The sequence below is a fragment of the Streptomyces sp. DvalAA-43 genome, assembly GCF_900091725.1.
Lineage (GTDB): Bacteria > Actinomycetota > Actinomycetes > Streptomycetales > Streptomycetaceae > Streptomyces > Streptomyces pulveraceus.
The window spans coordinates 74,130-95,109 of sequence record NZ_FMBW01000033.1; the positions used below are offsets into that span (position 1 = coordinate 74,130).

At 71.3% G+C, this 20,980-nt stretch carries 19 protein-coding genes; 11 read left to right on the forward strand and 8 right to left on the reverse strand.

The features are described 5' to 3' along the window. Positions 1–13: 13 nt before the first annotated feature. Positions 14–679, reverse strand: a complete 666-nt coding sequence (locus tag GA0115234_RS10095; RefSeq protein ID WP_093540563.1) for an RDD family protein — start codon at positions 677–679, stop codon at positions 14–16. Between the two features lie 111 nt (positions 680–790). Further along, positions 791–2,545, reverse strand: a complete 1,755-nt coding sequence (locus GA0115234_RS10100; protein ID WP_093540564.1) for an RDD family protein — start codon at positions 2,543–2,545, stop codon at positions 791–793. 212 nt (positions 2,546–2,757) lie between these two features. Here GA0115234_RS10100 and GA0115234_RS10105 point away from each other — a divergent pair, with 212 nt between their 5' ends. Then, a complete protein-coding gene (locus tag GA0115234_RS10105; protein WP_093540652.1) occupies positions 2,758–3,234 on the forward strand; it encodes an SsgA family sporulation/cell division regulator in 477 nt (158 codons plus the stop codon). Positions 3,235–3,290: 56 nt separating this feature from the next. On the opposite strand, the gene GA0115234_RS10110 is transcribed toward GA0115234_RS10105, so the two are convergent. Beyond that, positions 3,291–4,658 (reverse strand): FAD-binding oxidoreductase, encoded by a 1,368-nt coding sequence (locus GA0115234_RS10110; RefSeq protein ID WP_093540565.1) that lies wholly within the window; start codon positions 4,656–4,658, stop codon positions 3,291–3,293. A 97-nt stretch (positions 4,659–4,755) separates the two neighbouring features. Here GA0115234_RS10110 and GA0115234_RS10115 point away from each other — a divergent pair, with 97 nt between their 5' ends. Then, on the forward strand, positions 4,756–6,453 hold the full coding sequence (locus tag GA0115234_RS10115) for a tetratricopeptide repeat protein (RefSeq protein ID WP_093540653.1): 1,698 nt from the start codon (positions 4,756–4,758) through the stop codon (positions 6,451–6,453). Between the two features lie 36 nt (positions 6,454–6,489). Here GA0115234_RS10115 and hppD read toward each other — a convergent pair whose 3' ends face one another. Further along, a complete protein-coding gene (gene hppD, locus GA0115234_RS10120; RefSeq protein WP_093540566.1) occupies positions 6,490–7,635 on the reverse strand; it encodes a 4-hydroxyphenylpyruvate dioxygenase in 1,146 nt (381 codons plus the stop codon). A gap of 133 nt (positions 7,636–7,768) precedes the next feature. Here hppD and GA0115234_RS10125 point away from each other — a divergent pair, with 133 nt between their 5' ends. The 8 genes from GA0115234_RS10125 to GA0115234_RS10160 all read left to right on the forward strand — a co-directional run bounded on the left by GA0115234_RS10125 (position 7,769) and on the right by GA0115234_RS10160 (position 14,483). Further along, positions 7,769–8,242, forward strand: coding sequence for an Lrp/AsnC family transcriptional regulator (locus tag GA0115234_RS10125; RefSeq protein WP_093540567.1), 474 nt, complete (start codon positions 7,769–7,771; stop codon positions 8,240–8,242). Between the two features lie 15 nt (positions 8,243–8,257). Next, positions 8,258–8,905 (forward strand): ABC transporter permease, encoded by a 648-nt coding sequence (locus GA0115234_RS10130; protein WP_093540568.1) that lies wholly within the window; start codon positions 8,258–8,260, stop codon positions 8,903–8,905. A 42-nt stretch (positions 8,906–8,947) separates the two neighbouring features. Next, positions 8,948–10,219 (forward strand): ABC transporter ATP-binding protein, encoded by a 1,272-nt coding sequence (locus GA0115234_RS10135; RefSeq protein WP_093540569.1) that lies wholly within the window; start codon positions 8,948–8,950, stop codon positions 10,217–10,219. Further along, entirely contained in the window at positions 10,216–11,115 is a 900-nt protein-coding gene (locus GA0115234_RS10140; RefSeq protein ID WP_093540570.1) for an ABC transporter permease, read from the forward strand. Before GA0115234_RS10135 ends, GA0115234_RS10140 begins: the two co-directional genes overlap by 4 nt. Beyond that, positions 11,115–12,095 (forward strand): glycine betaine ABC transporter substrate-binding protein, encoded by a 981-nt coding sequence (locus tag GA0115234_RS10145; protein ID WP_093540571.1) that lies wholly within the window; start codon positions 11,115–11,117, stop codon positions 12,093–12,095. Before GA0115234_RS10140 ends, GA0115234_RS10145 begins: the two co-directional genes overlap by 1 nt. A gap of 158 nt (positions 12,096–12,253) precedes the next feature. After that, a complete protein-coding gene (locus GA0115234_RS10150) occupies positions 12,254–12,862 on the forward strand; it encodes a winged helix-turn-helix domain-containing protein (RefSeq protein ID WP_093540572.1) in 609 nt (202 codons plus the stop codon). A 59-nt stretch (positions 12,863–12,921) separates the two neighbouring features. Further along, positions 12,922–13,110 carry a hypothetical protein gene (locus GA0115234_RS10155; protein WP_093540573.1) on the forward strand — a complete coding sequence of 63 codons (189 nt, stop codon included), beginning with the start codon at positions 12,922–12,924 and terminating at the stop codon, positions 13,108–13,110. After that, positions 13,107–14,483 carry an MFS transporter gene (locus GA0115234_RS10160; protein WP_093540574.1) on the forward strand — a complete coding sequence of 459 codons (1,377 nt, stop codon included), beginning with the start codon at positions 13,107–13,109 and terminating at the stop codon, positions 14,481–14,483. Before GA0115234_RS10155 ends, GA0115234_RS10160 begins: the two co-directional genes overlap by 4 nt. On the opposite strand, the gene GA0115234_RS10165 is transcribed toward GA0115234_RS10160, so the two are convergent. The 4 genes from GA0115234_RS10165 to GA0115234_RS10180 all read right to left on the reverse strand — a co-directional run bounded on the left by GA0115234_RS10165 (position 14,413) and on the right by GA0115234_RS10180 (position 20,083). Continuing rightward, a complete protein-coding gene (locus GA0115234_RS10165) occupies positions 14,413–15,201 on the reverse strand; it encodes a S16 family serine protease (protein WP_093540575.1) in 789 nt (262 codons plus the stop codon). The two genes, GA0115234_RS10160 and GA0115234_RS10165, sit on opposite strands and share 71 nt — an antisense overlap. A 104-nt stretch (positions 15,202–15,305) precedes the next feature. After that, a complete protein-coding gene (locus GA0115234_RS10170) occupies positions 15,306–15,947 on the reverse strand; it encodes an IclR family transcriptional regulator (RefSeq protein WP_093540576.1) in 642 nt (213 codons plus the stop codon). Positions 15,948–16,282: 335 nt separating this feature from the next. Beyond that, on the reverse strand, positions 16,283–18,295 hold the full coding sequence (locus GA0115234_RS10175) for a hypothetical protein (RefSeq protein ID WP_141718414.1): 2,013 nt from the start codon (positions 18,293–18,295) through the stop codon (positions 16,283–16,285). Positions 18,296–18,469: 174 nt separating this feature from the next. Continuing rightward, positions 18,470–20,083, reverse strand: coding sequence for a hypothetical protein (locus GA0115234_RS10180; RefSeq protein ID WP_093540578.1), 1,614 nt, complete (start codon positions 20,081–20,083; stop codon positions 18,470–18,472). A 285-nt stretch (positions 20,084–20,368) separates the two neighbouring features. Here GA0115234_RS10180 and GA0115234_RS10185 point away from each other — a divergent pair, with 285 nt between their 5' ends. Continuing rightward, positions 20,369–20,899, forward strand: coding sequence for a hypothetical protein (locus GA0115234_RS10185; protein WP_093540579.1), 531 nt, complete (start codon positions 20,369–20,371; stop codon positions 20,897–20,899). The last annotated feature ends 81 nt before the right edge of the window (positions 20,900–20,980 follow it).

Consider the following 20,980-nt stretch of genomic DNA (forward strand, 5'->3'; position numbering starts at 1 on the left):
GGGCGGTCCCTGGCTAGTTGCTCTGGACGACCACGGTCTTCGCCGCCTTGTCCTGGAGGCCCTGCCGGTACGGCTTGTCCGTGAACATGAGCACGATGTTGATCAGCCACCACAGACACGGGCAGCACAACAGGGCCGGCAGCCACAGCACCACGGCCCGCAGGAACGACGCGCCGGTGTCCGGCACCCGCCCGTCGTTGAGCATGGCGACCCGCAGCTTCAGCAGCCGCTTGCCGAGGGTCCGGCCGTCCTTGTGCGTGAAGTACGTGTCGTACGCGACGTAGACGACCAGCCCGATCAGCGACCACACCAGCTGGTGCCCGCTGTACGTCTGGCTGAAGACATCGCTGACGCCGCTGCCGTTGCCGTTGTTGTCCGACATCTCGACCGCGCCGCCCCACGGGAGTGAGATCAGATAGAGCGGGATCGAGATGATCAGGAAGTCGATCAGCCGGGCCAGGATGCGCTTGCCCGGCTCCGCCAGCGGCGGCATGCCGGCCAGCGGGTCCGGGCCACCGTACGGTCCACCGCCGCCGTAGGGCCCCGGATCGTACGGCGGCGGCGGGGGCGGGGGAGCACTGTCGTACGGCGAACCCGAAGACGGCGGCGGCTCGTGCGGCTTCTTGCGGAACGGGTCGTCCTCGGGCGGCTGACCGGACGTCGGCTGATCATTGCTCATGGGGGCAGTGCACCCCGGCCCGGGGGTACCCGCAACGGCTCAGGTGCGTTCGGGGGAACGGGCGGCCCCGACGGCCCCTCACCCGATGGGCCGTCGGCCGGACGGGTGCGGTCAGCCCGCCACGAAGGTGTGTGCCGTCTTGTCGTGCCAGCACTGGCGCCACGGCCGGTCGATCAGGCACCAGAGCACGTTGACCACCCCGATCGCGAGAATGCCCAGCACGCCGTAGACCAGCCAGCGGCGCAGCGCGGCGCCGAAGGACGGGGCGCCGTGGGACTCGATGTCCCGCACTTCGAGCCCGCAGAGCTTCTTGCCGAGCGTGCGCCCCCACTTGGCCGTCGGCAGCGCCTCCAGCAGGACGCCGAGCACGAGGAACGCGCCGAGCACCCCGCCGAACAGACCGGCCGTGGTGGAGTCCACCAGCCAGACGGTGACCGTCTCGCCGGACAGCTTCGCCGCGTCGATCTTCCCGTCGATGTGGTCCAGTGCCCGCGAGACGAGCGGGAAGCCGATCGCGCCGACGAGCGCCATCAGCACGACGGTGTCGATCAGCCGGGCGGCGAACCGCTTGCCGAGCCCGGCCGGCCTGGCCGCCGCCTGGGCCTGTGCGAGCTGCTGGAAGGGGTCGTCGACCGGCGGCTTCCAGGGCACGACGGGCTGGTCCGGCTGGGCACCCTGCGCACCCTGAGCGCCGAAGTGCTGCTGGAGCTGCGGCGGATGTGGCTGCTGGGGCTGGAATTGCGGCTGGAGTTGAGGCCGGTGCTGCTGGGCCGGAAGCTGCGGCTGGGGCCGGGCCGCCTGGGCGGGCGGAGTGAACTGGGCGGACTGGGCGGGCGGACCGGCCTGCTGCGCCCAGGGGGCGGGGCTCTGCGCGGGGACCTGGCCCTGCACGGGGGGCTGGCTCCGCGCAGGGGGCTGGTTCTGCGCGGGAGGCTGGTTCTGCGCCGGGACCTGGCCCTGCGCGGGGGCCTGGTTCTGCGCCGGGGCCTGGTTCTGGGCCGGGGCAGCCGGAGCGGGGGTCTGCGGGTTCGTGCCGGGGGTGATCGCGCGGATCGCCATCGTGCCCTCCGCGGCCGCCGGTTCCGGTGCCCGTCGGGACCGGCGGCTGACCCGGATCGCCACCGTGTTCTCGGGAACCTGCACACCGGCGCCACGCGCGCCCGGCACCGCACCGGCCGCCGGGTCCGGCGCGGGGGAAGGGGCCACGGGGGAAGCAGGAGGAAGGGCGGCGGGCTGCCGCGGGTCCGAGGTGGCCCGGTCGGCGGGCGTACGGACCGCGGGGCCCCGGCCGTCCGGCACCTGGCCGCCCTGGGCCGAGTCCACCGGGACAGGACCCATCGGGGCGGGATTCACCGGGACGAGGCCGGCGGGAGCGCGGCGCGCCGGAAAGCGGTCGACGGGCGTACGCGGATCGTGGCCGGGCTCCGAACCGGCCCCGGACTCCGGCCCCGACGGCCGGAGCGGGCCGCTCTGTCCGCCCAGTTCGCCGGGCTGTCCGGTGCCGCCCCAGGAGACCCTTCGGTCGCGTTCCCCGCCGAAGCCGGTCTGCCGGGAGGCGTCGGCCTGCCAGGCGGTGGCCGGTTCGGGGCGGTTGCCCGCGTCCGGCTCCTCGTCCAGGAAGACCGGACCGGTCTCGTCGACCGCCGCCGGGGCCGGCGACTGCGGTTGCGGCTCGCCCGCCGGTGCGGCGGGCTCCGCTCCGGAAGGTGCCGCAGGCATCGACTCACCCTGCCGGGGAGCGGGGCGGCTCGTGCCGGGGACCCATGAAGCGCCGTTCCAGTACCGGACGTATCCGGGAATGGACGGGTCGGGGTAGTACCCCTCGCGGGGGCTTTCGTCACCGGGTGCCGGGGTTGGGGCGCTCATCACCGTGGTCCCGTATCTCGTCGAGGCCTGAATGCAACGGGTCCACATCTACCAGACGCCCGCGTACCCCTGGGCCACTCCCGGGGTTTGAGGCAGTTTCCCGTCGCCCGGAAATTTTTTCCGGAAGTCGCGTAATAGCCGGCGGGGAGGGCGCTCTCTCCCTGTGCGGACCGGTCATGGGACCGGCCCACAGGCACTGGAAGGACGCACTCATGCACACCGTCGTGGAACGCGAGCTGGAACTCAAGCTGGTCCTGTCGCCCGAGCGCAGCATCCCCGTACCCGCCCGTCTGACGTACCGCACGGCGGACCCGTACGCCGTGCACGTCGCCTTTCACATCGGCTCCGACTTCCCGGTCCACTGGACCTTCGCCCGCGATCTGCTGGTCGAGGGGGTGTTCCGGCCGTGCGGTCACGGGGACGTCCGGATCTGGCCGACCAAGGTCGAGCGGCGCAACGTCATCTTCGTCGCGCTGACCTCGCCCGACGGGGACGCGCTGCTGGAGGTGCCGTCCGCCGCGGTGGCCGCCTGGGTGGAGCGGACGCTGCGGGTGGTCCCGCCCGGCACCGAGGCCGAGCTGCTCGGGATCGACGAGGGTCTCGCCGAGCTGCTCGCGCCGCTGCCGGCCGACGACCTGTGGATGCGCGACCCGTGGCCGTCGGACGAGTCGCAGGACGGCGACGCGTGAGCGGGCGCGGCTCCGCCCGGCCGCCGTACCCGTCATGCCCGTCGTACCCGCCGCCGTCAGAACACCTTCCCGGGGTTGAGGAGCCCCAGCGGGTCGAAGGCCTGCTTGATGCCCCGGTGCAGCTCGACGCTCACCTCGCCGAGTTCGCGCGCGAGCCACTCCTTCTTCAGGACGCCGACGCCGTGCTCTCCGGTGATCGTGCCGCCGAGCTCCAGGCCGAGCGCCATGATCTCGTCGAACGATTCCCGGGCCCGCCGGGACTCGTCGGCGTCGGTGTGGTCGAAGCAGACGACGGGGTGGGTGTTGCCGTCGCCCGCGTGCGCGCAGACACCGATGGTGAGGCCGTACTTCTCGGCGACGGCCGCGGTGCCCTCCAGCATGGCGCCGAGCTTCGAGCGGGGTACGCAGACGTCGTCGATCATCGTGGCCGACTTGACGGTCTCCAGCGCGGTGAGCGACATCCGCCGGGCCTGGAGCAGCATTTCGGACTCGGCGGCGTCCTCCGCGGGGACCACCTCGGTGGCGCCCGCCGCGGTGCACAGCTCGGCGACGGCGGCCAGATCGGCCGACGGGTCCGGGGTGTCGAAGGCGGCGAGCAGGAGCGCCTCGGTGGTGTCGGGGAGGCCCATGCCGGCCATCCGGTTGACGGCCTGGACCGTTGTACGGTCCATCAGTTCGAGGAGTGACGGAGTGTGACCACGCTCCATGATCCGGCAGATCGCGTCGCAGGCGGTCGCCGCGCTCGGGAACTCCGCGGCCAGCACCAGCTGCCGCGGCGGCCGCGGTTTCAGCGCGAGCACGGCCTTGACGACGATGCCGAGGCTGCCCTCCGAGCCGACGAAGAGCCGGGTGAGGTCGTATCCGGCGACGCCCTTGGCGGTGCGGCGGCCGGTGGTGAGCAGGCGCCCGTCGGCGAGGACGACCTCCAGGCCGAGCACGTACTCCGCGGTGACCCCGTACTTCACGCAGCACAGACCACCGGACGCGGTGCCGATGTTGCCGCCGATGGTGCACATCTCCCAGCTGGAGGGGTCCGGCGGGTAGTACAGGCCGTGTTCGTCGACCGCCCGGGACAGCACCGCGTTGATGACGCCCGGCTCGACGACGGCGATCCGGTCGACCGGGCTGATCTCCAGGATCCGGTCCATCTTCACCAGGGACAGCACGATGCAGCCGTCGGAGGCGTTGGCCGCGCCCGACAGGCCGGTACGGGCCCCCTGCGGGACCACCGGGACGCGCAGCGCCGTGGCGGTGCGCATGACGTGCTGGACCTGCTCGACCGTGCGCGGGAGCACGACGACCGCGGGGGTGCCCGCGTCGCAGAAGCTCGCCATGTCGTGGGCGTACGAGGCGGTGACGTCGGGATCCGTGATGAGGGCCTCGGGAGGCAGCCCCGCACGCAGGTGTTCGAGAAGACCGTTCATGATCCCAGCGTGGCACCCGGGCCCATTGGTGTGAACCCGTCTGCGGCGGCCTACGCGCAACGTGGTGTGCTCTTATTACTGACGCAGAGTGATCGGCATGGATGTCATGCCGCACCAGCCTCCGCAGTCCCCCGGTCCGAGCCGCCGCCGTCCTCTTGAGGTTTCCGACTTCTCCGGTGCCTCCGCACTCTCCTCGTTCTCCGACCCGGCGCCGCCGGCCGAGCTCCCGCCCCTCTCACTGCGTACGACCCTGCGCAGGGCGGCCCTGGGCGTGGTGGCGGGCGCGGTGCTGGTGACGGGTGCGGTGGTGGCCGTTCCGGAGGACGGGAAGAAGGCCGCGCCACCGCCCGTGCCCGGCCCGGTCTCGCGTGCGCTGGCGGCGACGGCCTCGGGCGCCCCGGCCGCGCTCTCCGATCTGACGGCGCTGATCGGGGACCGGCAGCAGTGGGTGGGCACGCATCCGTCCGACGCGCGGTCCTGGGCGGTGCTCGGTACGGCCTACGTGGAGTGGGGGCGGCGCTCGGCCGATGCGGCGTACTACGGGCGGGCCGAGCAGGCGCTGAAGCGCTCGCTGGACGTCCAGCCGGGTGAGAGCGGGAACACGGCGGCCTGGGTGGGGCTCGCGGTGCTCGCCGATGCCCGGCACGACTTCGGCACGGCGAAGAAGTGGGGCGAGGCGGTCCGGGCGCGTCGGCCGGAGGAGTGGGCCGTGTATCCGGCGCTGATCGACGCGTACAGCGGTCTCGGGGAAAGCGGGGCGGTGCGCACGGCGGTGGAGAGGTTCACGGCGCTGCGCGCGGGGGTCCCGGCGCTCCTGCAGACGGCGAGGATGCATCGGGACCGGGGCCGGCACCAGGAGGCGCTGGCCGCAGCGCGGGACGCGGCGGGCCGGGCGACCACTCCCGCGCAGAAGGCCGAGTGCCTGTCCCTGCTGGGCGAACTGGCCTGGGAGCGGGGCGATCCCGCGGAAGCGGTCAGGCAGTACGGCGCGGCGCTGGGCGCCGACCACGACCACCGTCCGTCGCTGGCGGGCCGGGCCAGGGCGCTGGTGGCGCTCGGCCGTACGGACGAGGCGCAGCGCGACTACCGGGCGGCGCTGGCGCGGCTCCCCCGGCCCGAATACATGCTGGAACTGGGCGAGTTGTACGAGTCGCTGGGCCGGGAATCGGATGCCGCCGAGCAGTACGCGCGGCTGCGCGGGGTACTCGCCCATGACGACGGCCAGGGGGTGGACAACACCCTTCTGCGTGGCCGTTTCGAGGCCGATCACGGGGATCCGGCGGCGGCGGTCGAGGTGCTGGACGCCGCGTGGGGGCGCGCGCACCGCAGCGCGGCGGTGGCGGACGCGCTGGGCTGGGCCCTGCACCGCTCCGGCGACCCGTCCGCCGCGCTGGAGTACGCGGCCCGCGCGGTCGACACGGGTGGATACAACGCCTCGTACGCGTATCACCTGGGCGTGATCCAGAAGGCGTTGGGGGAGTACGGTCCGGCGCGCCGGAATCTGACGGAGGCCCTGCGCGCCAACCCTCGGTTCTCGCCCCTGGCCGGTCCGGCCGCCCAGGAGGCCCTGGACATCCTGACCACTCCCCCGGAGGACGACCCGCAGGACGCGCGGCCCGCGCCGGATCCGGAGCCACCGGCTCCTCGGCAGCCGCAGCAGGCCGCCCTGGCCGCACCGGCGGCCGCGTCCCACGCGCCGCGGCAAACGGAGCCACAGCAGTCGCAGCAGCAACGGTCGAAGAGCCCCGGACCGCAGCAGCCCGCCGCAACGCCGCAGGCCCCGGGCAGCCGCTGAGCTGCCCGGGGCCCGGGGCACACCGGCCCGAGGGGGTCAGAGGTTGCCGCGCTTCTCCTGCTCGCGCTCGATCGCCTCGAACAGGGCCTTGAAGTTGCCCTTGCCGAAGCCCATCGAGCCATGGCGCTCGATCATCTCGAAGAAGACGGTCGGGCGGTCCTGGACCGGCTTGGTGAAGATCTGGAGCAGGTAGCCGTCCTCGTCGCGGTCGACGAGGATCTTCAGCTCGCGCAGGATCTCCACCGGCACCCGGGTCTCGCCCGCCCACTCGCCGAGGGTGTCGTAGTACGAGTCGGGGGTGTCCAGGAACTGGACGCCCGCCGCCCGCATCGCCCGTACCGAGGCGACGATGTCGTTGGTGGCCAGCGCGATGTGCTGGACGCCCGCGCCGCCGTAGAACTCCAGGTACTCGTCGATCTGGGACTTCTTCTTGGCGATCGCCGGTTCGTTGATCGGGAACTTGACCTTGAGGGTGCCGTCGGCGACGACCTTCGACATGAGCGCGGAGTACTCGGTGGCGATGTCGTCGCCCACGAACTCCTTCATGTTGGTGAAGCCCATGACCTTGTTGTAGAAGCCGACCCACTCGTTCATCCGGCCGAGTTCCACATTGCCGACGCAGTGGTCGACGGCCTGGAAGGTGCGCTTGGCCGGGGGCTCGACGATCGGGGCGGCCGTGGCGTAGCCGGGGAGGTAGGGGCCGTCGTAGCCGGAGCGCTCGACGAGGGTGTGCCGGGTCTTGCCGTACGTGGCGATCGCGGCGAGCACGACGGTGCCGTGCTCGTCCTTGACCTCGTGCGGCTCGTCGAGGCCGAGGGCGCCGTGCTCGACCGCGTAGGCGTAGGCCGCGCGGGCGTCCGGGACCTCGATGGCCAGGTCGACTACGCCGTCGCCGTGCTCGGCCACATGGGCGGCGAGGAAGCGGCCGTGGTCGGTGGCGGCCTTGATGACGGAGGTGAAGACGAAGCGGGCCGATCCGTTGGTCAGTACGTAACTCGCCGTCTCGCGGCTGCCGTTCTCCGGTCCGGAGTAGGCGACCAGCTTCATGCCGAAGGCCGTCGAATAGTAGTGCGCGGCCTGCTTGGCGTTGCCGACGGCGAAGACGACCGCGTCCATTCCCTTGACCGGGAAGGGGTCGGCCTGCCGGGCTGTTTCGGGGGTGGTGTGCAGAGTCTCAGTCATGTGCGAAGGCTCTCGCCGCTTCGCAAGGTGCGCAATAGTTTGCGAATCTGCTGGGCAATCTGTACAGCGGATGGGGATGATGGGCGGGCTATCTGTACATGATGACCATCACGTCGACCCTTCGGAGAAGACCATGGCGATCGATCGGCTGGACGGCCGGCTCATCGTGCTGCTGGCCCGCGAACCCCGCATCGGCGTCCTGGAAGCATCGCGCAGACTCGGCGTGGCCCGCGGGACGGTGCAGGCGCGACTCGACCGGCTTCAGTCGAATGGAGTCATCCGCGGATTCGGCCCGGCGGTCGATCCGGCGGCGCTCGGATATCCCGTGACCGCGTTCGCCACGCTGGAGATCAAACAGGGCCAAGGGGCCGATGTGCGGGCCCACTTGGCGGGCGTACCGGAAGTGCTGGAGCTGCACACCACCACCGGGCACGGCGACATGCTCTGCCGTCTCGTCGCGCGTTCCAACGCCGATCTCCAGCGGGTGATCGACCGGGTTGTCGGTTTTGATGGCATCGTCCGGGCCTCCACGGCCATCGTCATGGAGAACCCGGTCCCGCTGCGGATCATCCCGCTCGTCGAGCAGGCCGCGGAGGACCACGACTGAGCCGAGGAGTGACGCGTGAGCTTCTGGGAGTACCTGGGCAACCGGCACCAACAGCTGCTCACCGACGCGTACCAGCACGTCAGCGCCGTGTTCCAGTGCATGGTCATCGCCACCGTGCTGGGCATCCTGATCGGGGTCGTCACCTATCGCAGCGGCTGGGCGGGGTCACTGGCCATCACCTCGACGGCGACGATCCTCACCATCCCCTCTCTCGCCGCGATCGGTCTGCTCATCCCGCTCGTCGGCCTCGGTGTGGCGCCCACGGTGATCACCCTGACGCTGTACGGGCTGCTGCCCATCGTCCGCAACGCCATCGTGGGGCTGCGCGGCGTCGATCCGGCGCTGGTCGACGCGGCGAAGGGCATCGGGATGTCGCGGCCGGCCCGGCTGTGCCGGGTGGAACTGCCGCTCGCCTGGCCGCCGATCCTCACCGGCATCCGGGTCTCCACACAGATGCTGATGGGCATCGCCGCCATCGCCGCGTACGCCTCGGGCCCCGGCCTGGGCAACGAGATCTTCCGCGGCATCGCCTCGCTGGGCAGTGCCAACGCGCTCAATCAGGTCCTCGCGGGCACGCTCGGCATCGTCGTCCTCGCGCTGCTCTTCGACGCCGCGTACGTACTGCTCGGGCGGCTCACCATTCCCAGGGGGATCCGTGTCTGAGACCGCAAGGGGGATCCGTGTCTGAGATTCCGAGGGGGATCCGTGTCTGAGACCGCCACCGGGAGCACGGCCGCCGAGGGCGCCGGCACGCAGCGGACCACGTCCGGCGCCACCATCCAGCTGGAGGACCTGACCAAGCACTACCCGGGCAATCCGAACCCGGCGGTGGACAGCGTCTCGATGGACATCAAGGCGGGCGAGACGGTGATCTTCGTCGGCCCGTCCGGCTGCGGGAAGTCCACCACCCTGAAGATGATCAACCGGCTGATCGAGCCGTCGTCCGGGCGGATCAGGATCGGCGACGAGGACGTCACCGACATCGACGCGGTGAAGCTGCGCCGCAAGATCGGGTACGCGATCCAGTCGTCCGGGCTCTTCCCGCACATGACGGTAGCCGAGAACATCGCACTCGTACCGAAGATGGTCGGCTGGTCGAAGTCGAAGGTGAAGGACCGGGTCGAGGAGATGCTCGATCTGGTGGGGCTCGACCCGAGGGAGTTCCACGGGCGCTATCCCCGCGCGCTCTCCGGCGGTCAGCAGCAACGGGTGGGCGTGGCGCGGGCGCTGGCGGCCGATCCGCCGGTGCTGCTGATGGACGAGCCCTTCGGAGCGGTCGACCCGATCACCCGCGACCACCTCCAGGACGAGCTGATCCGTCTCCAGCACGAACTGCACAAGACGATCGTCTTCGTCACCCACGACTTCGACGAGGCGATCAAGCTGGGTGACCGGATCGCCGTGCTGCGGGAGCGTTCGCACATCGCGCAGTTCGACACCCCGGAGGCGATCCTCACCAATCCGACGGACGACTTCGTCTCGGGCTTCGTCGGGGCCGGTGCGGCGCTGAAGCGGCTCAACCTGACCCGGGTTCGGGATGTGGAGATGGCCGCGTTCCCGACGGTGACGGTCGACGACCCGCTCCAGTCGATCTTCAACAAGCTGCGCAGCGGGCCGCACAACGAACTGCTCATGCTGGACCGCAGGAACCGCCCGTACAAATGGCTGCGGCGCGGCGACCTGATGCGGGCCCGGGGTTCGCTGGCGCGGGCCGGGCAGCTGGTCCACGACACGGTGACGCGGGACGCGACGCTGCACGACGCGCTGGAGGCGGTGCTGACCGACAGCGGCGGGCGGGTCGCGGTGACCGGGCGGCGCGGCGAGTTCATCGGGGTCGTCGACATGCAGACCCTGATGAACTCCGTCCATGAACTGCTGGAGGCCGACCGGCTGGCCGCCATCGAGCACCAGCACGACCTGGAGGAGCTGCGCAGCCACCAGACCGAGGCGGAGCTGGAGGGCGGTGCGGGCGCATGACTCCCCATTCGCCGCTGAACCCCGAATCCTCCCGCCGGACGCGCTCCGCTCCTCCCGTGCCCTCCTCCGACAAGGACCGCCCGCCCGGCGAACACGACGTCAAGGGCCATGCCTTCCGGGACGAGGAGGAGGAGCCCGCGCCGCCGCCGGCCGGTCCGCCGCGCCGGTTCACCTGGCGCAAGCTGGTGGTGATGCCGGTCGTGCTCGCGCTCGTGCTGGTCATCACCTATCTGTGGATCACCAATGTCCACCTCGACTCGATCGCGCGGAACTCGCTCACCGGCGGCAATGTGCGGCTGCGCTGGTGGCAGCATGTGCGGCTGACCGCGATCTCGACGTTCTGGGTGCTGATCATCGCCATTCCGCTGGGCATCGCGCTGACCCGGCGCGGGCTGAGCAAGGGGGCCCCGGTGGTCACGGCGGTCGCCAACATCGGGCAGGCGACCCCGGCGATCGGCCTGCTGGCGCTGCTGGTGATCTGGCTGGGCATCGGGCCCTCGACGGCGATCATCGGCATGGTGATCTACGCGGTGCTGCCGGTCTTCTCCAACACGGTGGCCGGCCTCAAGGCGATCGAACCGAATCTGGTCGAGGCCTCGCGGGGCATCGGCATGTCGGCGACGGGGACGCTCACCAAGGTCGAACTGCCGCTCGCCGTACCGCTGATCCTGGCCGGTGTGCGCACGGCGCTGGTGCTCAATGTCGGCACGGCGACCCTGGCCACCTTCGTCGGTGGCGGCGGCCTCGGCGACCTGATCACCTCGGGCATCCAGACCCAGCGGATGCCGGTACTGGTGCTCGGTTCCGTACTGACGGTGGTGCTGGCGCTGCTGGTGGACTGGCTGGCCTCCCTGGTCGAGGTGGCGCTGACACCGCGCGGACTGGAGGTGGGGTGATGGGTCCGCGGAAGGTGCGCGCCGCCCTGGCGGGGGCGGTGCTGCTGGTGCTGGCGCTCTCCGGGTGCGGGCTGAAGAGCGGCTCGCCGATGGTGGACGACGTGGAGCCGGGCTCGGTCGGCCGGGGGAAGCCGCTGCACGGCGCCTCGCTGACCGTCACCTCGAAGAACTTCAGCGAGAACATCATCCTGGGCCAGATGATCGGCCTGGTCTTCAAGGCCGCCGGTGCGGAGGTCCTGGACCGGACGAACCTGCCCGGCTCGATCAGCGCCCGCGAGGCGATCGTCAAGGGCGACGCGGACGCGATGTACGAGTACACGGGCACCGGCTGGATCACCTATCTGGGCCACGCGAAGCCGATCCCCGACCCGATCGAGCAGTGGAAGGCGGTCCGCGACCAGGACCGCGCGACGGGGGTGACCTGGCTGACGCCGTCCACGCTCAACAACACCTACGCGCTCGCCATCAGCCGGAAGAACAACGCGAAGTACCACCTGAAGACGCTCTCCGACGTAGCGGCGCTGGCGAAGAAGGACCCGTCGGCGGTGACGATCTGCGTGGAGAACGAATTCGCCTCCCGCGACGACGGACTGCCGGGCATGGAGAAGGCCTACGGGATGTCGCTGCCGGCCTCCAGCATCAAGAAGATGGACGCCGGGATCATCTACACCCAGGTCTCGAAGTCCGGCTCCTGTCTGCTGGGCGAGGTGTTCACCACGGACGGCCGGATCAAGGCGATGAACCTCGACGTGCTCGTGGACAACAAGCACTTCTTCCCCAACTACAACGCGGCGCCGGTCATCCACACCAAGACCTTCGAGAAGTACCCGCGGATCGCCGCGCTGCTCGACCCGGTCAGCAAGAAGCTGACCACCGAGGTCGCCCAGGTGCTCAACGCCAAGGTGGACGTGGACGGGCAGGACCCGCACGAGGTGGCGAAGGACTGGCTGATCCAGGAGGGGTTCATCAAGCAGGGCTGAGCCGGGGGCCTCCGTCGCCTCCTCCTCTTCCCCCTGAGCCGCGCCCCTCCGACGCCGCCCTCCCCCGCGCCGCCCGCTCACAAGCAAAGATTCCGTTGCAAAGAATCTGATGCAAAGAACATGTTGCAAAGAGAACTTTGCAACTCTACGGTTATCCCATGCCCGCACCAGAGGACGGCGCCCAGCACCCCGCCGAAACCGAGAACATCCACAAGGTCGATGCCCGCACCCTGCGCGGGCTGGCCCACCCCCTGCGGCTGCGCCTGCTGGCCGCACTGAGGGAGTACGGCCCCGCCACCGCCTCCGGCCTCGCCGACCGGCTCGGCGAGTCCAGCGGCGCCACCAGCTACCACCTCAGACAGCTGGCGACATACGGATTCGTCGAGGACGACCCGGAGCGCGGCAAGGGCCGCGAGCGCTGGTGGCGGGCCGCACACCGCGGCACCATCTTCGACAGCGGCAGATTCCTGAGCCACCCGGACCCCGAGGTGCGCGGCGCGGTGGACGTCGTACTCCATGAGATGGCCACCGCACACGCCAGGGAGCTGAACACCTGGATCGGCACCATGCGGGAATGGCCCGAGAACTGGCGCGAGGGCTGGGACATCAGCGACTTCCAGGTACGCCTCACCCCCGATCTCTCCGAGGAGCTGATCCGGAAGATCCACGACCTCATCGAGAGCTACCAGGGCCGGGTCCCGGAAGGCACCGAGGGATCGGCCACCGTCCGCAGCCATGTGCACTTCTTCCCGCGCCCCCCGGAGTAACCAGCCCTCGACTCGTCGACCCCGCGCAACGAGCCCCTCCCGACCGGAAGGACACCGCCATGCACTCCGACACCCATCTGCTGCTCCACCGCCTGCGTTCCGCCGAACTACGCGGACACACAGCGGAGTTCGGTCTCACCCCGACCGCCTCCCGCACCGGCCTGCGCACCCGGCTCGGCTGGGCCCTGGTCGACCTGGGGCTGCGCATCCTGCCCCGCCGCAGCCCCTTCGCGGCCGGTACGGCGTGACCGGTCGGGGGGACCGGAGCCGTATCCCGCTCATCGCCGTACTGTCCGCCAACTCCATATCCACGGCCGGCACTTCACTCACCCTGATCGGGGTGCCGTGGTTCGTCCTGGAGACCACGGGAAGTGCCGGCCGGGCCGGGGTCGTCGCGTTCTGCGCGACCCTGCCGATCGTCGTCTCCGCCCTGATCGGCGGTCCCGTCATCGACCGGATCGGACGGCGCCGGGTCTCCGTCGCCTCCGACCTGGTGTGCGGCCTCTCCGTAGCCGCCATTCCGCTGCTGCACTACGCGGACGCGCTCGCCTTCTGGATGCTGTGCGTACTGATGGCGGTCGGCGGACTCCTGCACACCCCCGGCAACACCGCGCGCTACGTCCTCGTCCCGGATCTCGCCGAGCACGCCGGCACCACCCTCGCCCGCGCTGCCAGCCTCTTCGACGCCGTCTCGCGCGGCGCCCGGATGGTCGGGGCCGCGCTGGCCGGCGTACTGATCGCGCTCGTCGGCGCCGAGAGCGTACTGCTGCTGGACGCGGTGACGTTCCTGACGTCCGCGCTGCTGATCGCGGCGGGCGTACGGGGGGTGCGTGCGGCCGAACCCCACAAGGCCGCGGCGCCCGTCTCGCTGCGCGCGTACCGCGCCGAACTGCGCGAGGGCTTCGCCTACTTGCTGGGCAACCGGCTGCTGCTGGCGGTCGTGGTGATGGTCCTGTTCATGAACGGCACCGACCAGGGCTGGAACGCCGTCCTGCTGCCGGTACACGCCGCCGCCGAACTGGGCGGGGCCAAGGACATCGGGCTGCTCACCGCGCTGTTCGGCGCGGGCGGGCTGACCGGGGCGCTGCTGTACGGGGCGGTCGGGCACCGTTTCTCGCGGCGGGCCGTGTTCACGGTGTGCGTGGTGCTGTGCGGTGCGCCCAGGTACGTGGTCGCGGCGCTGACCGGGACGACGCTGCCGCTCGCCGTGACCATGGCGCTGAGCGGTCTCGCGGGCGGGGTGCTGAACCCGATCCTGACGACGGTGATCTACGGAACGGTCCCCGACGAGCTGCGCAGCCGGGTCTCCGGGGTCCTCACGGCGGGCGGCGAACTGGCCATGCCGGTGGGTGGTCTCGCGGCCGGTCTGCTGGTGGAGAGCGCGGGCGTGCGGGGGGCGCTGCTGGCGATGGGCGGGGTGTACCTGCTGGCGACGCTGAGCCCGCTGGTGTTCCCTGCGTGGCGCACGATGGACGGGGCGGTGGAGGTGACCAGGACGGCGGCGGCGACCGAGGCAAGCCGTACGGCCGTGCCGTCGCCGGCCGGCGAGGTCAGCAGCTCGGGACCTTGTGCCCCTGCTCCAGTGCCCGGAGCGAGGACACCGCGTCCTTCAGGGTCGTGACCGGGATCAGCCGCAGCCCCTTGGGGAGCTCGGCGCCCGCCTCCCGGCACTCCGCCTTCGGTACGAGGAAGACGGTCGCCCCGTCACGGCGTGCGGCCTGGGTCTTCAGCGAGACCCCGCCGACCGCGCCGACCGCGCCGTTCGCCTCGATGGTGCCGGTGCCCGCGACGGTGCGGCCGCCGGTGAGATCGCCGCCGGAGCCGTCGCCGTCGAGCTTGTCGACGATGCCGAGCGCGAAGAACAGTCCGGCGCTCGGGCCGCCCACGTCGGCGAGATGCAGGGTCACATCGACCGAACCGGGCTTCTTGCCGAGGTAGTTCAGGGCGGCGTCGACCGCGGAGTCCTGCGACTTCACCATGTCGTCGAGGTTGTGCTTCTCGATCTCCTTCTCGGAGCCGCCGGTCGGGTAGACGGAGTTCCGGGGAAGGACCGCCCGGTCCGTACGGAACCAGCCGTCGATCACATCGCCGACGCCGACATCGGCGGTCGGCCCGGTCGCCACGATCGTCGTCATCCGCAGCTCGCCCTTGGTGGGGCGGGTCGGCGTGCCCTTGATGCTGATCACGGGCGTGCCGTGATCGTCCCCGAGCACATTCGCGGTCGTGCCGGGCTGCGCCAGGGTGAACGGCAGCGGCGCGAAGGCGGCCACACCGAACAGGGCGAGGACGGGCAGGGCGCACAGGGCGAGGGCACGGGGACGCGAGAGACGAGTGAGCACCCGCCCAATCTAACCGGCCCCCACCGCACCCCGGGGCCGCACCCGGCGCGCCGACAGGCCATGGGCCCGCCGAGCCCGCGCCACCGGAGCGCGGGCCGGGCGCGCTACCGGAGCGCGTCCGCGACCTCGCGGGCCGCGTCCACCACCCGGGGGCCGACGCGCTCGGGTACGGAGTCCGCGAGCATCACCACACCCACGCTGCCCTCGACCCCGGTCACCCCCACCAGCGCCGCCGCGGCCCCGCTCGCCCCGGCCTCCAGCTCGCCGTGGGTGAGGGTGAAGGCGGTCTCGCCGACCGGCTTCCGGCGGGCGGCGAGGATCGCGCGCCCGGCGGCGCCCCGGTCCAGCGGATGGCGGAAACCCGCCCGGTAGGCGACGTGGTAATCCGTCCAGGTCGGCTCGACGACCGCGACGGCCAGCGCGTCGCTGCCGTCGACCAGCGTGAGGTGGGCGGTGGCCCCGATGTCCTCGGCGAGCGACCGCAGCGCGGGCAGCGCGGCTTCCCGTACGAGCGGATGCACCTGGCGGCCCAGGCGCAGCACGCCCAGGCCGACCCTGGCCCGGCCGCCCAAGTCACGGCGGACCAGGGCGTGTTGCTCCAGGGTGGCGAGCAGGCGGTAGACCACGGTGCGGTTGACCCCGAGTTTGTTGGACAACTCGGTGACGGTCAGGCCGTGGTCGGTGTCGGCAAGCAGTTTGAGGACCCTCAGGCCCCGGTCGAGCGTCTGGGAGGTTTCCGCGGTCACGACGCCCTCTCCTCTTTGATGAGCGGCAGCGGCTGGTTCCCACGGAATGTGCGCCGCCGGTCCCAGCGGCGACGCACGGAGAGGCCGCCGGCCTAACCAGGCACCGGCTGCGCCCCGGGGCGGCTCTGCCACGGGGCGTTCATTTTTTTGGACAGTAGCGAGCGAGTCCGCTCAGCGGAAGGCCTCGTCCAGAATCCGGGCGTTGTCCGGGGCAAGGTTGTCTTGAAGAAGCATAAGTGCCGGTCAGCGCGGCGTCGGCCGAAGCCTGGAGGTCTACGCGCGTCCAGGTCGGCCGACGCCTTCACGGCGCTCGACGCACCGGAAGTGAACTTCCGTTAACTCACGGTGAAGGACTGCTGCACAATTTTTCCGTTCACGAGCACCTCGCAGGCGCGGATCGACCTCGTCGCCGGGTCGCGGACGGTGAATTCGAGGGCGAAGGTGCCGTCGAGTCCGATGACCCGGGTGACATACGGATCGGCGGTCTGCTTCCCGTCGGCGGTGCGGCCGGTCACCGAGACCGTGGCGACGGGGGCGAATCCGCGCCCGGTCACCTGGACCGCCGTGCCGACGGGCCCCTCGGGCGGCGAGAGCGCGAAGGACGGTCCGGCGGGAACGGTGCCGTCCTGGACGGTGAACGCCGCCGTCTCGGTACGCGGGTTGACGAGGACCTCCCGGACCCGGATGGCGACGGTGTCGGCGGCGTTCACCTTGAAGGTCTGCGAGAACGCCCCGTCGAGCCCCACCACCTTGGTCTTCACCGCATCGGACGTCTGCGAGCCGTCGGCCCGCAGCCCGACGATGGACACGGTCGCGACCTTCGCGAAGCCCTGGCCGACGACGGTGACGGCGGTGCCCTTCGGGCCGGACGACGGGGAGAGCACGATGAAGGACGGGGCGACGGTCAGCTGGGTGAGGGCCTGCGCTCCCCCGGCCGTGACCTGGAGCGCGTACTCGGCACGCGGAGTGGACCCGGCGACGGTGACCGTGCCGGCGAGCGTCCCGTCGGCGCCGATCCGGAGGGTGGAGCCGCTGATCCGGGAGCTGTCGCAGGAGCCGCCGTCGGCTCCGCAGAGCGTGGCGGTGGGCGTGGTACCGGTCGGCCAGTCGCCGCCGGAGAGGGCGATCGTCCCGCCCGGCTTGACCTTCGCCGCGCCCGCGGAGAGCGTCGCGGAGGCTTCGGTCACGGTGAACGGTGTGGTCAGCACGGTGGCCGGATCGTTGCCCTCGTCGACCTGGATCGAGGCGATGGCCGGGTCGGAGACGGTGAACTCGGCGCTGAACGTGCCGTCGGGGGTGCTCTTCACATAGACGGCGGTGTCGTCGAGCGTGGCCCCGCTCGCGTCCAGGGCGACGATGTTGATCCACTGGTCCTGGTAGTAGTTGCTGCCGGTGACCTCGATGACGCTGCCGAGCGGGGCACCGGCACGGGAGAGCGCGATGGCGCGCGGCCCGGCGGGGACGAACGCCTTGACGGTCAGGGGCGCGGTCGCCTCCTTCGTACCGTCGCCGACCTTCACCAGGTACGAGCCGTCGGGCACGGCGCCCGCGGCGGCGAGCACCGCGCTGCCGGTCAGCTCTCCCGAGCCGCTGATCGCGAGCGTGCCGGAGACGAACTTGCCGGGGTCGCAGCCGCCGCCGTCCGCCGCGCACAGCGACGGTACGGGAGTGGCGCCCGCGGTCCAGAGGCTGCCGGACAGGGCGACGGAGGTGGACGGCCGGACGGCGGTGGCGGGCGCGTTCAGGGTGGCCGGGTGGCCCGCGGTGCCCTCGGCGGTCACCGTGCCGATGGACCCGCCGCCGCTCACCACGTCGCACGGGGTCTCGTAGGTGGAGCCGAGCACCTTCGTACGCGTCAGATTGCGCACCGGGGTGAAGGAGATCGGGCCGCTCGCGTTGGCGGGGATGATGAAGTCCCCTTCGTACGGCGGGATTTCGATGGGTTTGCCGGACGGGATGTTCAGGTTGATCTGGGGGCCGGTGACGGTGACCGTGCCGGTGGCGCCGCCGGACATCGCGAAGTCGATGCTGGGCGTGGTGGGTACGTCGCTCAGGCTGAGGCCACTGGTGGCGGGGGACGGGCCGAGGCTGACCTTGGCGTGCACCTTGCCACCCGGGTCGACGATCCCCGGCGAGAGCTCGACGCTCATCTGCTGCGGCCCGGTCGCCTCCCCCTGTCCGGCGGGCAGGGAACAGTGGACGGTCGGGGTGACGGTGGCGGCCCCGGCGGCGGGCGCGAGGGCGACGGTGCCACCGGTCCAGACGAGCACCGCCCCGGCGGTGAGGGCCACGGCACGGCGGAACACCGCACCCGGTCTCTCGGTTCTTCTCGGTTGTCGGACGGACATGCGGCTCCTCCATGGGTGTCGCCCGCGGCTGCGGCACGGCCGCGGGAATTCTGCGCGATCCGGAACGGCGACGCCCGCCCGCTCCGTGCGATACGGAGCGGGCGGGCGCCTCCGGTACTTTCGTTGCCTCCGGTGCTTTCGATTCCGTGCTCGGAGAGACGTGCTGGTACGCGCTCAGAGAAGCGTGAGCGTGAGCGTGGCGCTGTAATCCCCGGGCCGGGTGGTTCCGGGAACCGTGAGGGTGAGATCGGCGTCGGCGTCGAACCGGCCGCCGGTGAACGGGCGGGAGCCGTCCGGATCCATCCGGCAGAGGCTCGCCGCCCCGCTCCCGAGCGCGGCGGGCGATCCGGCGACCGGTACGCCCACGCTGCCGCTCTGCGCCGTGCATCTGGGGGTCCACCGGACGGCGTCGGCCGGGATGGTGCCGCCGTCGGTGCCGGTGAAGCCGGTGAGGGTGGCGGTCAGGGACCAGCCGCTGTCGACGCCACGGGCGTCCTCCACCTCGACCCGGTTGAGCCGGGAGCGCTGCACACCGCTGCCGGTGCCCAGGACGGTGGTGCCGAAGTCGACCGTGTCGCCGTCCTGGACCATGGAGAGCGTCCCGGCCCGGACCGTGGTGTTCAGCTTCTGGTCGGCGCTGCCGCCGCCTCCCCCGCCCGTGGAGACGGTGAACGGGACGGTCCGTACGGTCGCCGGGTCGTTGCCCTCGTCGGCCTGGACGGCGACGACGGCGTCGGAGATCACGGTGAACTCCACGGCGAAGGTGCCGTCCGGGCCGCTCTTGACGTAGACCGCGCTGTCGTCGAGCCCGGTGCCCGTCGCGTCGAGGCCGATGACGTTGATCCAGCGGTCCGGGTTGTAGTTCTTGCCACTGACCGTGATCACACTGCCGACCGGACCGCTGCTCCGCGACAGTGCGATCTCACGGTCCCCGGCGGCGACGGCCCTGACGGTGAGCGGCGCCGTGGCCTCCTTCGTACCGTCGTTGACCTTCACCTCGTACGCGCCGTCCGGCACCGCGCCGGCCTCCGCGAGGGTGGCCGTGCCGTGCAGCGTCCCGCCGCCGTCGATGGTGAGGGCGTGGTCCTTGAACTTCAGCGGATCGCAGCCACCACCGCCCACCGCGCAGAGCGAGGGCACCGGCGCACCACCCGGCGTCCATCCCGAACCAGCCAGCGCCACGGCGGTGTTGGGCCGCACCGGGCCGGCGGGCGCGCTCAGGGTGGCGGGCTCGGAGCCGGTGCCCTCCGCCGTGACGGTCCCGATGGAGCCGCCGCCGTCGACGACATCGCACGGCGTCTCGAAGACCGACCCGAGCACCTTGGTCTGCGTCAGTGTGCGGACCGGGGCGAACGAGATGTCTCCCGAGGCGTTCGCGGGAACCAGGAAGTCACCCTCGTACGGCGGGAGTTCGATGGGCTTCCCGGCCGGGATGTCCATGGTGATCTCGGCACCCCGCACCGTGACGGTGCCACTCGCCCCGCCGGACATGGCGAGGTCGAGGCTGGGAATGGTCGGTACGTCCTCCAGCGCGAGGCCACTGGTGGCGGGGGACGGGCCGAGCGTGACCTTGGCGTGCACCTTCCCGCCCGGGGCGACGACCGCGGGCGACAGTTCGACGGTCATCTGCTGCGGCCCGGTCGCCTCGCCCTGGCCCGCGGGCAGGATGCAGTGGACGGTGGGGGTGACCGCATCGGCGGCCCCCGCTCCGGCCGGGGGCGCGGCCTGGGCGGTGGCCCCGGCGCAGCTCAGCGACATCACGAAGCAGGCTGCGAGCAGACCGGTCACGCCGGGTCTTCGTCGTCGTATCACCAGACACCCCTCCATGGCCCATTGATTGCGCACATTGAGGAGGCCGGGTGCCAAGAAGTCAAGAGAGAACCGATTGATCCTTATCTGAAATGCCCGAAGAGCATTTCCACGGGAATTTCAAGTGCTCCTGCGGACATCTCTTGACTTCTCCGAAGGCCGCCGTTTCACTGCACCCGACATGCCGGGCCCGGCACGCAGATCCACTTCTTCAGTTCTTCGGTGAATCTGCGGAATTCAGAACCGGAAGGAGTTCCCCCCGTCATGTCGTCGAATCGAAGACGTATCCCGCTCGTACTGGCCGCGGCCTGTTCCGTGGCCGGTGCCCTCGCCCTGGCTCCGGCAGCCCAGGCGGTGACTCCGCTCACCGCGACGGCCACCTACGACTGCGGGTCCTGGGGCAGCGGTCTCGCCACCCTGACCGCCACCGACTCGGGCACGTCCAAGTCCATAAAGATCACGTCCACCGCGATCACCATGCCGGCCGGTACCAGCGCCGACCCGAACAGCATCACGACGACGCTCAAGCTCACCAAGACCTCGGGCGGCGTCACCAGTCAGGTGCAGTTCTCCGGGAAGACCAACCCCGGCCTGAGCGGCGGCAACCCCATCACCCTGGGCCCGCTGAAGCTCACCTCCGGCACCCTGGCGGCAGGGGACAGCACGAATTCCGTGGTGCTGGCCTCCCCGCCGAGCGCCACCAACTGGTCACTGCAGATCGTGGCCTCGTCCCCGACGTCGGCCACGGTTCCGTGTGTGGCCACGGCGAACCAGTCGGCGCCGTTCGTCTGGTAGCAGCGCCGTCCGTCCGGTAGTCGCGCCACCCCATCCGCACGCACGCACAGAACCGGCCCGGGGCGAGGACCACTGTCCCCA

Coding starts and splice junctions, on each gene's coding strand:
- GA0115234_RS10095 (WP_093540563.1), bottom strand. CDS start 679: ATGAGCAATGATCAGCCGACGTCCGGTCAGCCGCCCGAGGACGACCCG.
- GA0115234_RS10100 (WP_093540564.1), bottom strand. CDS start 2,545: ATGAGCGCCCCAACCCCGGCACCCGGTGACGAAAGCCCCCGCGAGGGG.
- GA0115234_RS10105 (WP_093540652.1), top strand. CDS start 2,758: ATGCACACCGTCGTGGAACGCGAGCTGGAACTCAAGCTGGTCCTGTCG.
- GA0115234_RS10110 (WP_093540565.1), bottom strand. CDS start 4,658: ATGAACGGTCTTCTCGAACACCTGCGTGCGGGGCTGCCTCCCGAGGCC.
- GA0115234_RS10115 (WP_093540653.1), top strand. CDS start 4,756: ATGGATGTCATGCCGCACCAGCCTCCGCAGTCCCCCGGTCCGAGCCGC.
- hppD (WP_093540566.1), bottom strand. CDS start 7,635: ATGACTGAGACTCTGCACACCACCCCCGAAACAGCCCGGCAGGCCGAC.
- GA0115234_RS10125 (WP_093540567.1), top strand. CDS start 7,769: ATGGCGATCGATCGGCTGGACGGCCGGCTCATCGTGCTGCTGGCCCGC.
- GA0115234_RS10140 (WP_093540570.1), top strand. CDS start 10,216: ATGACTCCCCATTCGCCGCTGAACCCCGAATCCTCCCGCCGGACGCGC.
- GA0115234_RS10145 (WP_093540571.1), top strand. CDS start 11,115: ATGGGTCCGCGGAAGGTGCGCGCCGCCCTGGCGGGGGCGGTGCTGCTG.
- GA0115234_RS10150 (WP_093540572.1), top strand. CDS start 12,254: ATGCCCGCACCAGAGGACGGCGCCCAGCACCCCGCCGAAACCGAGAAC.
- GA0115234_RS10155 (WP_093540573.1), top strand. CDS start 12,922: ATGCACTCCGACACCCATCTGCTGCTCCACCGCCTGCGTTCCGCCGAA.
- GA0115234_RS10175 (WP_141718414.1), bottom strand. CDS start 18,295: ATGTCCGTCCGACAACCGAGAAGAACCGAGAGACCGGGTGCGGTGTTC.
- GA0115234_RS10185 (WP_093540579.1), top strand. CDS start 20,369: ATGTCGTCGAATCGAAGACGTATCCCGCTCGTACTGGCCGCGGCCTGT.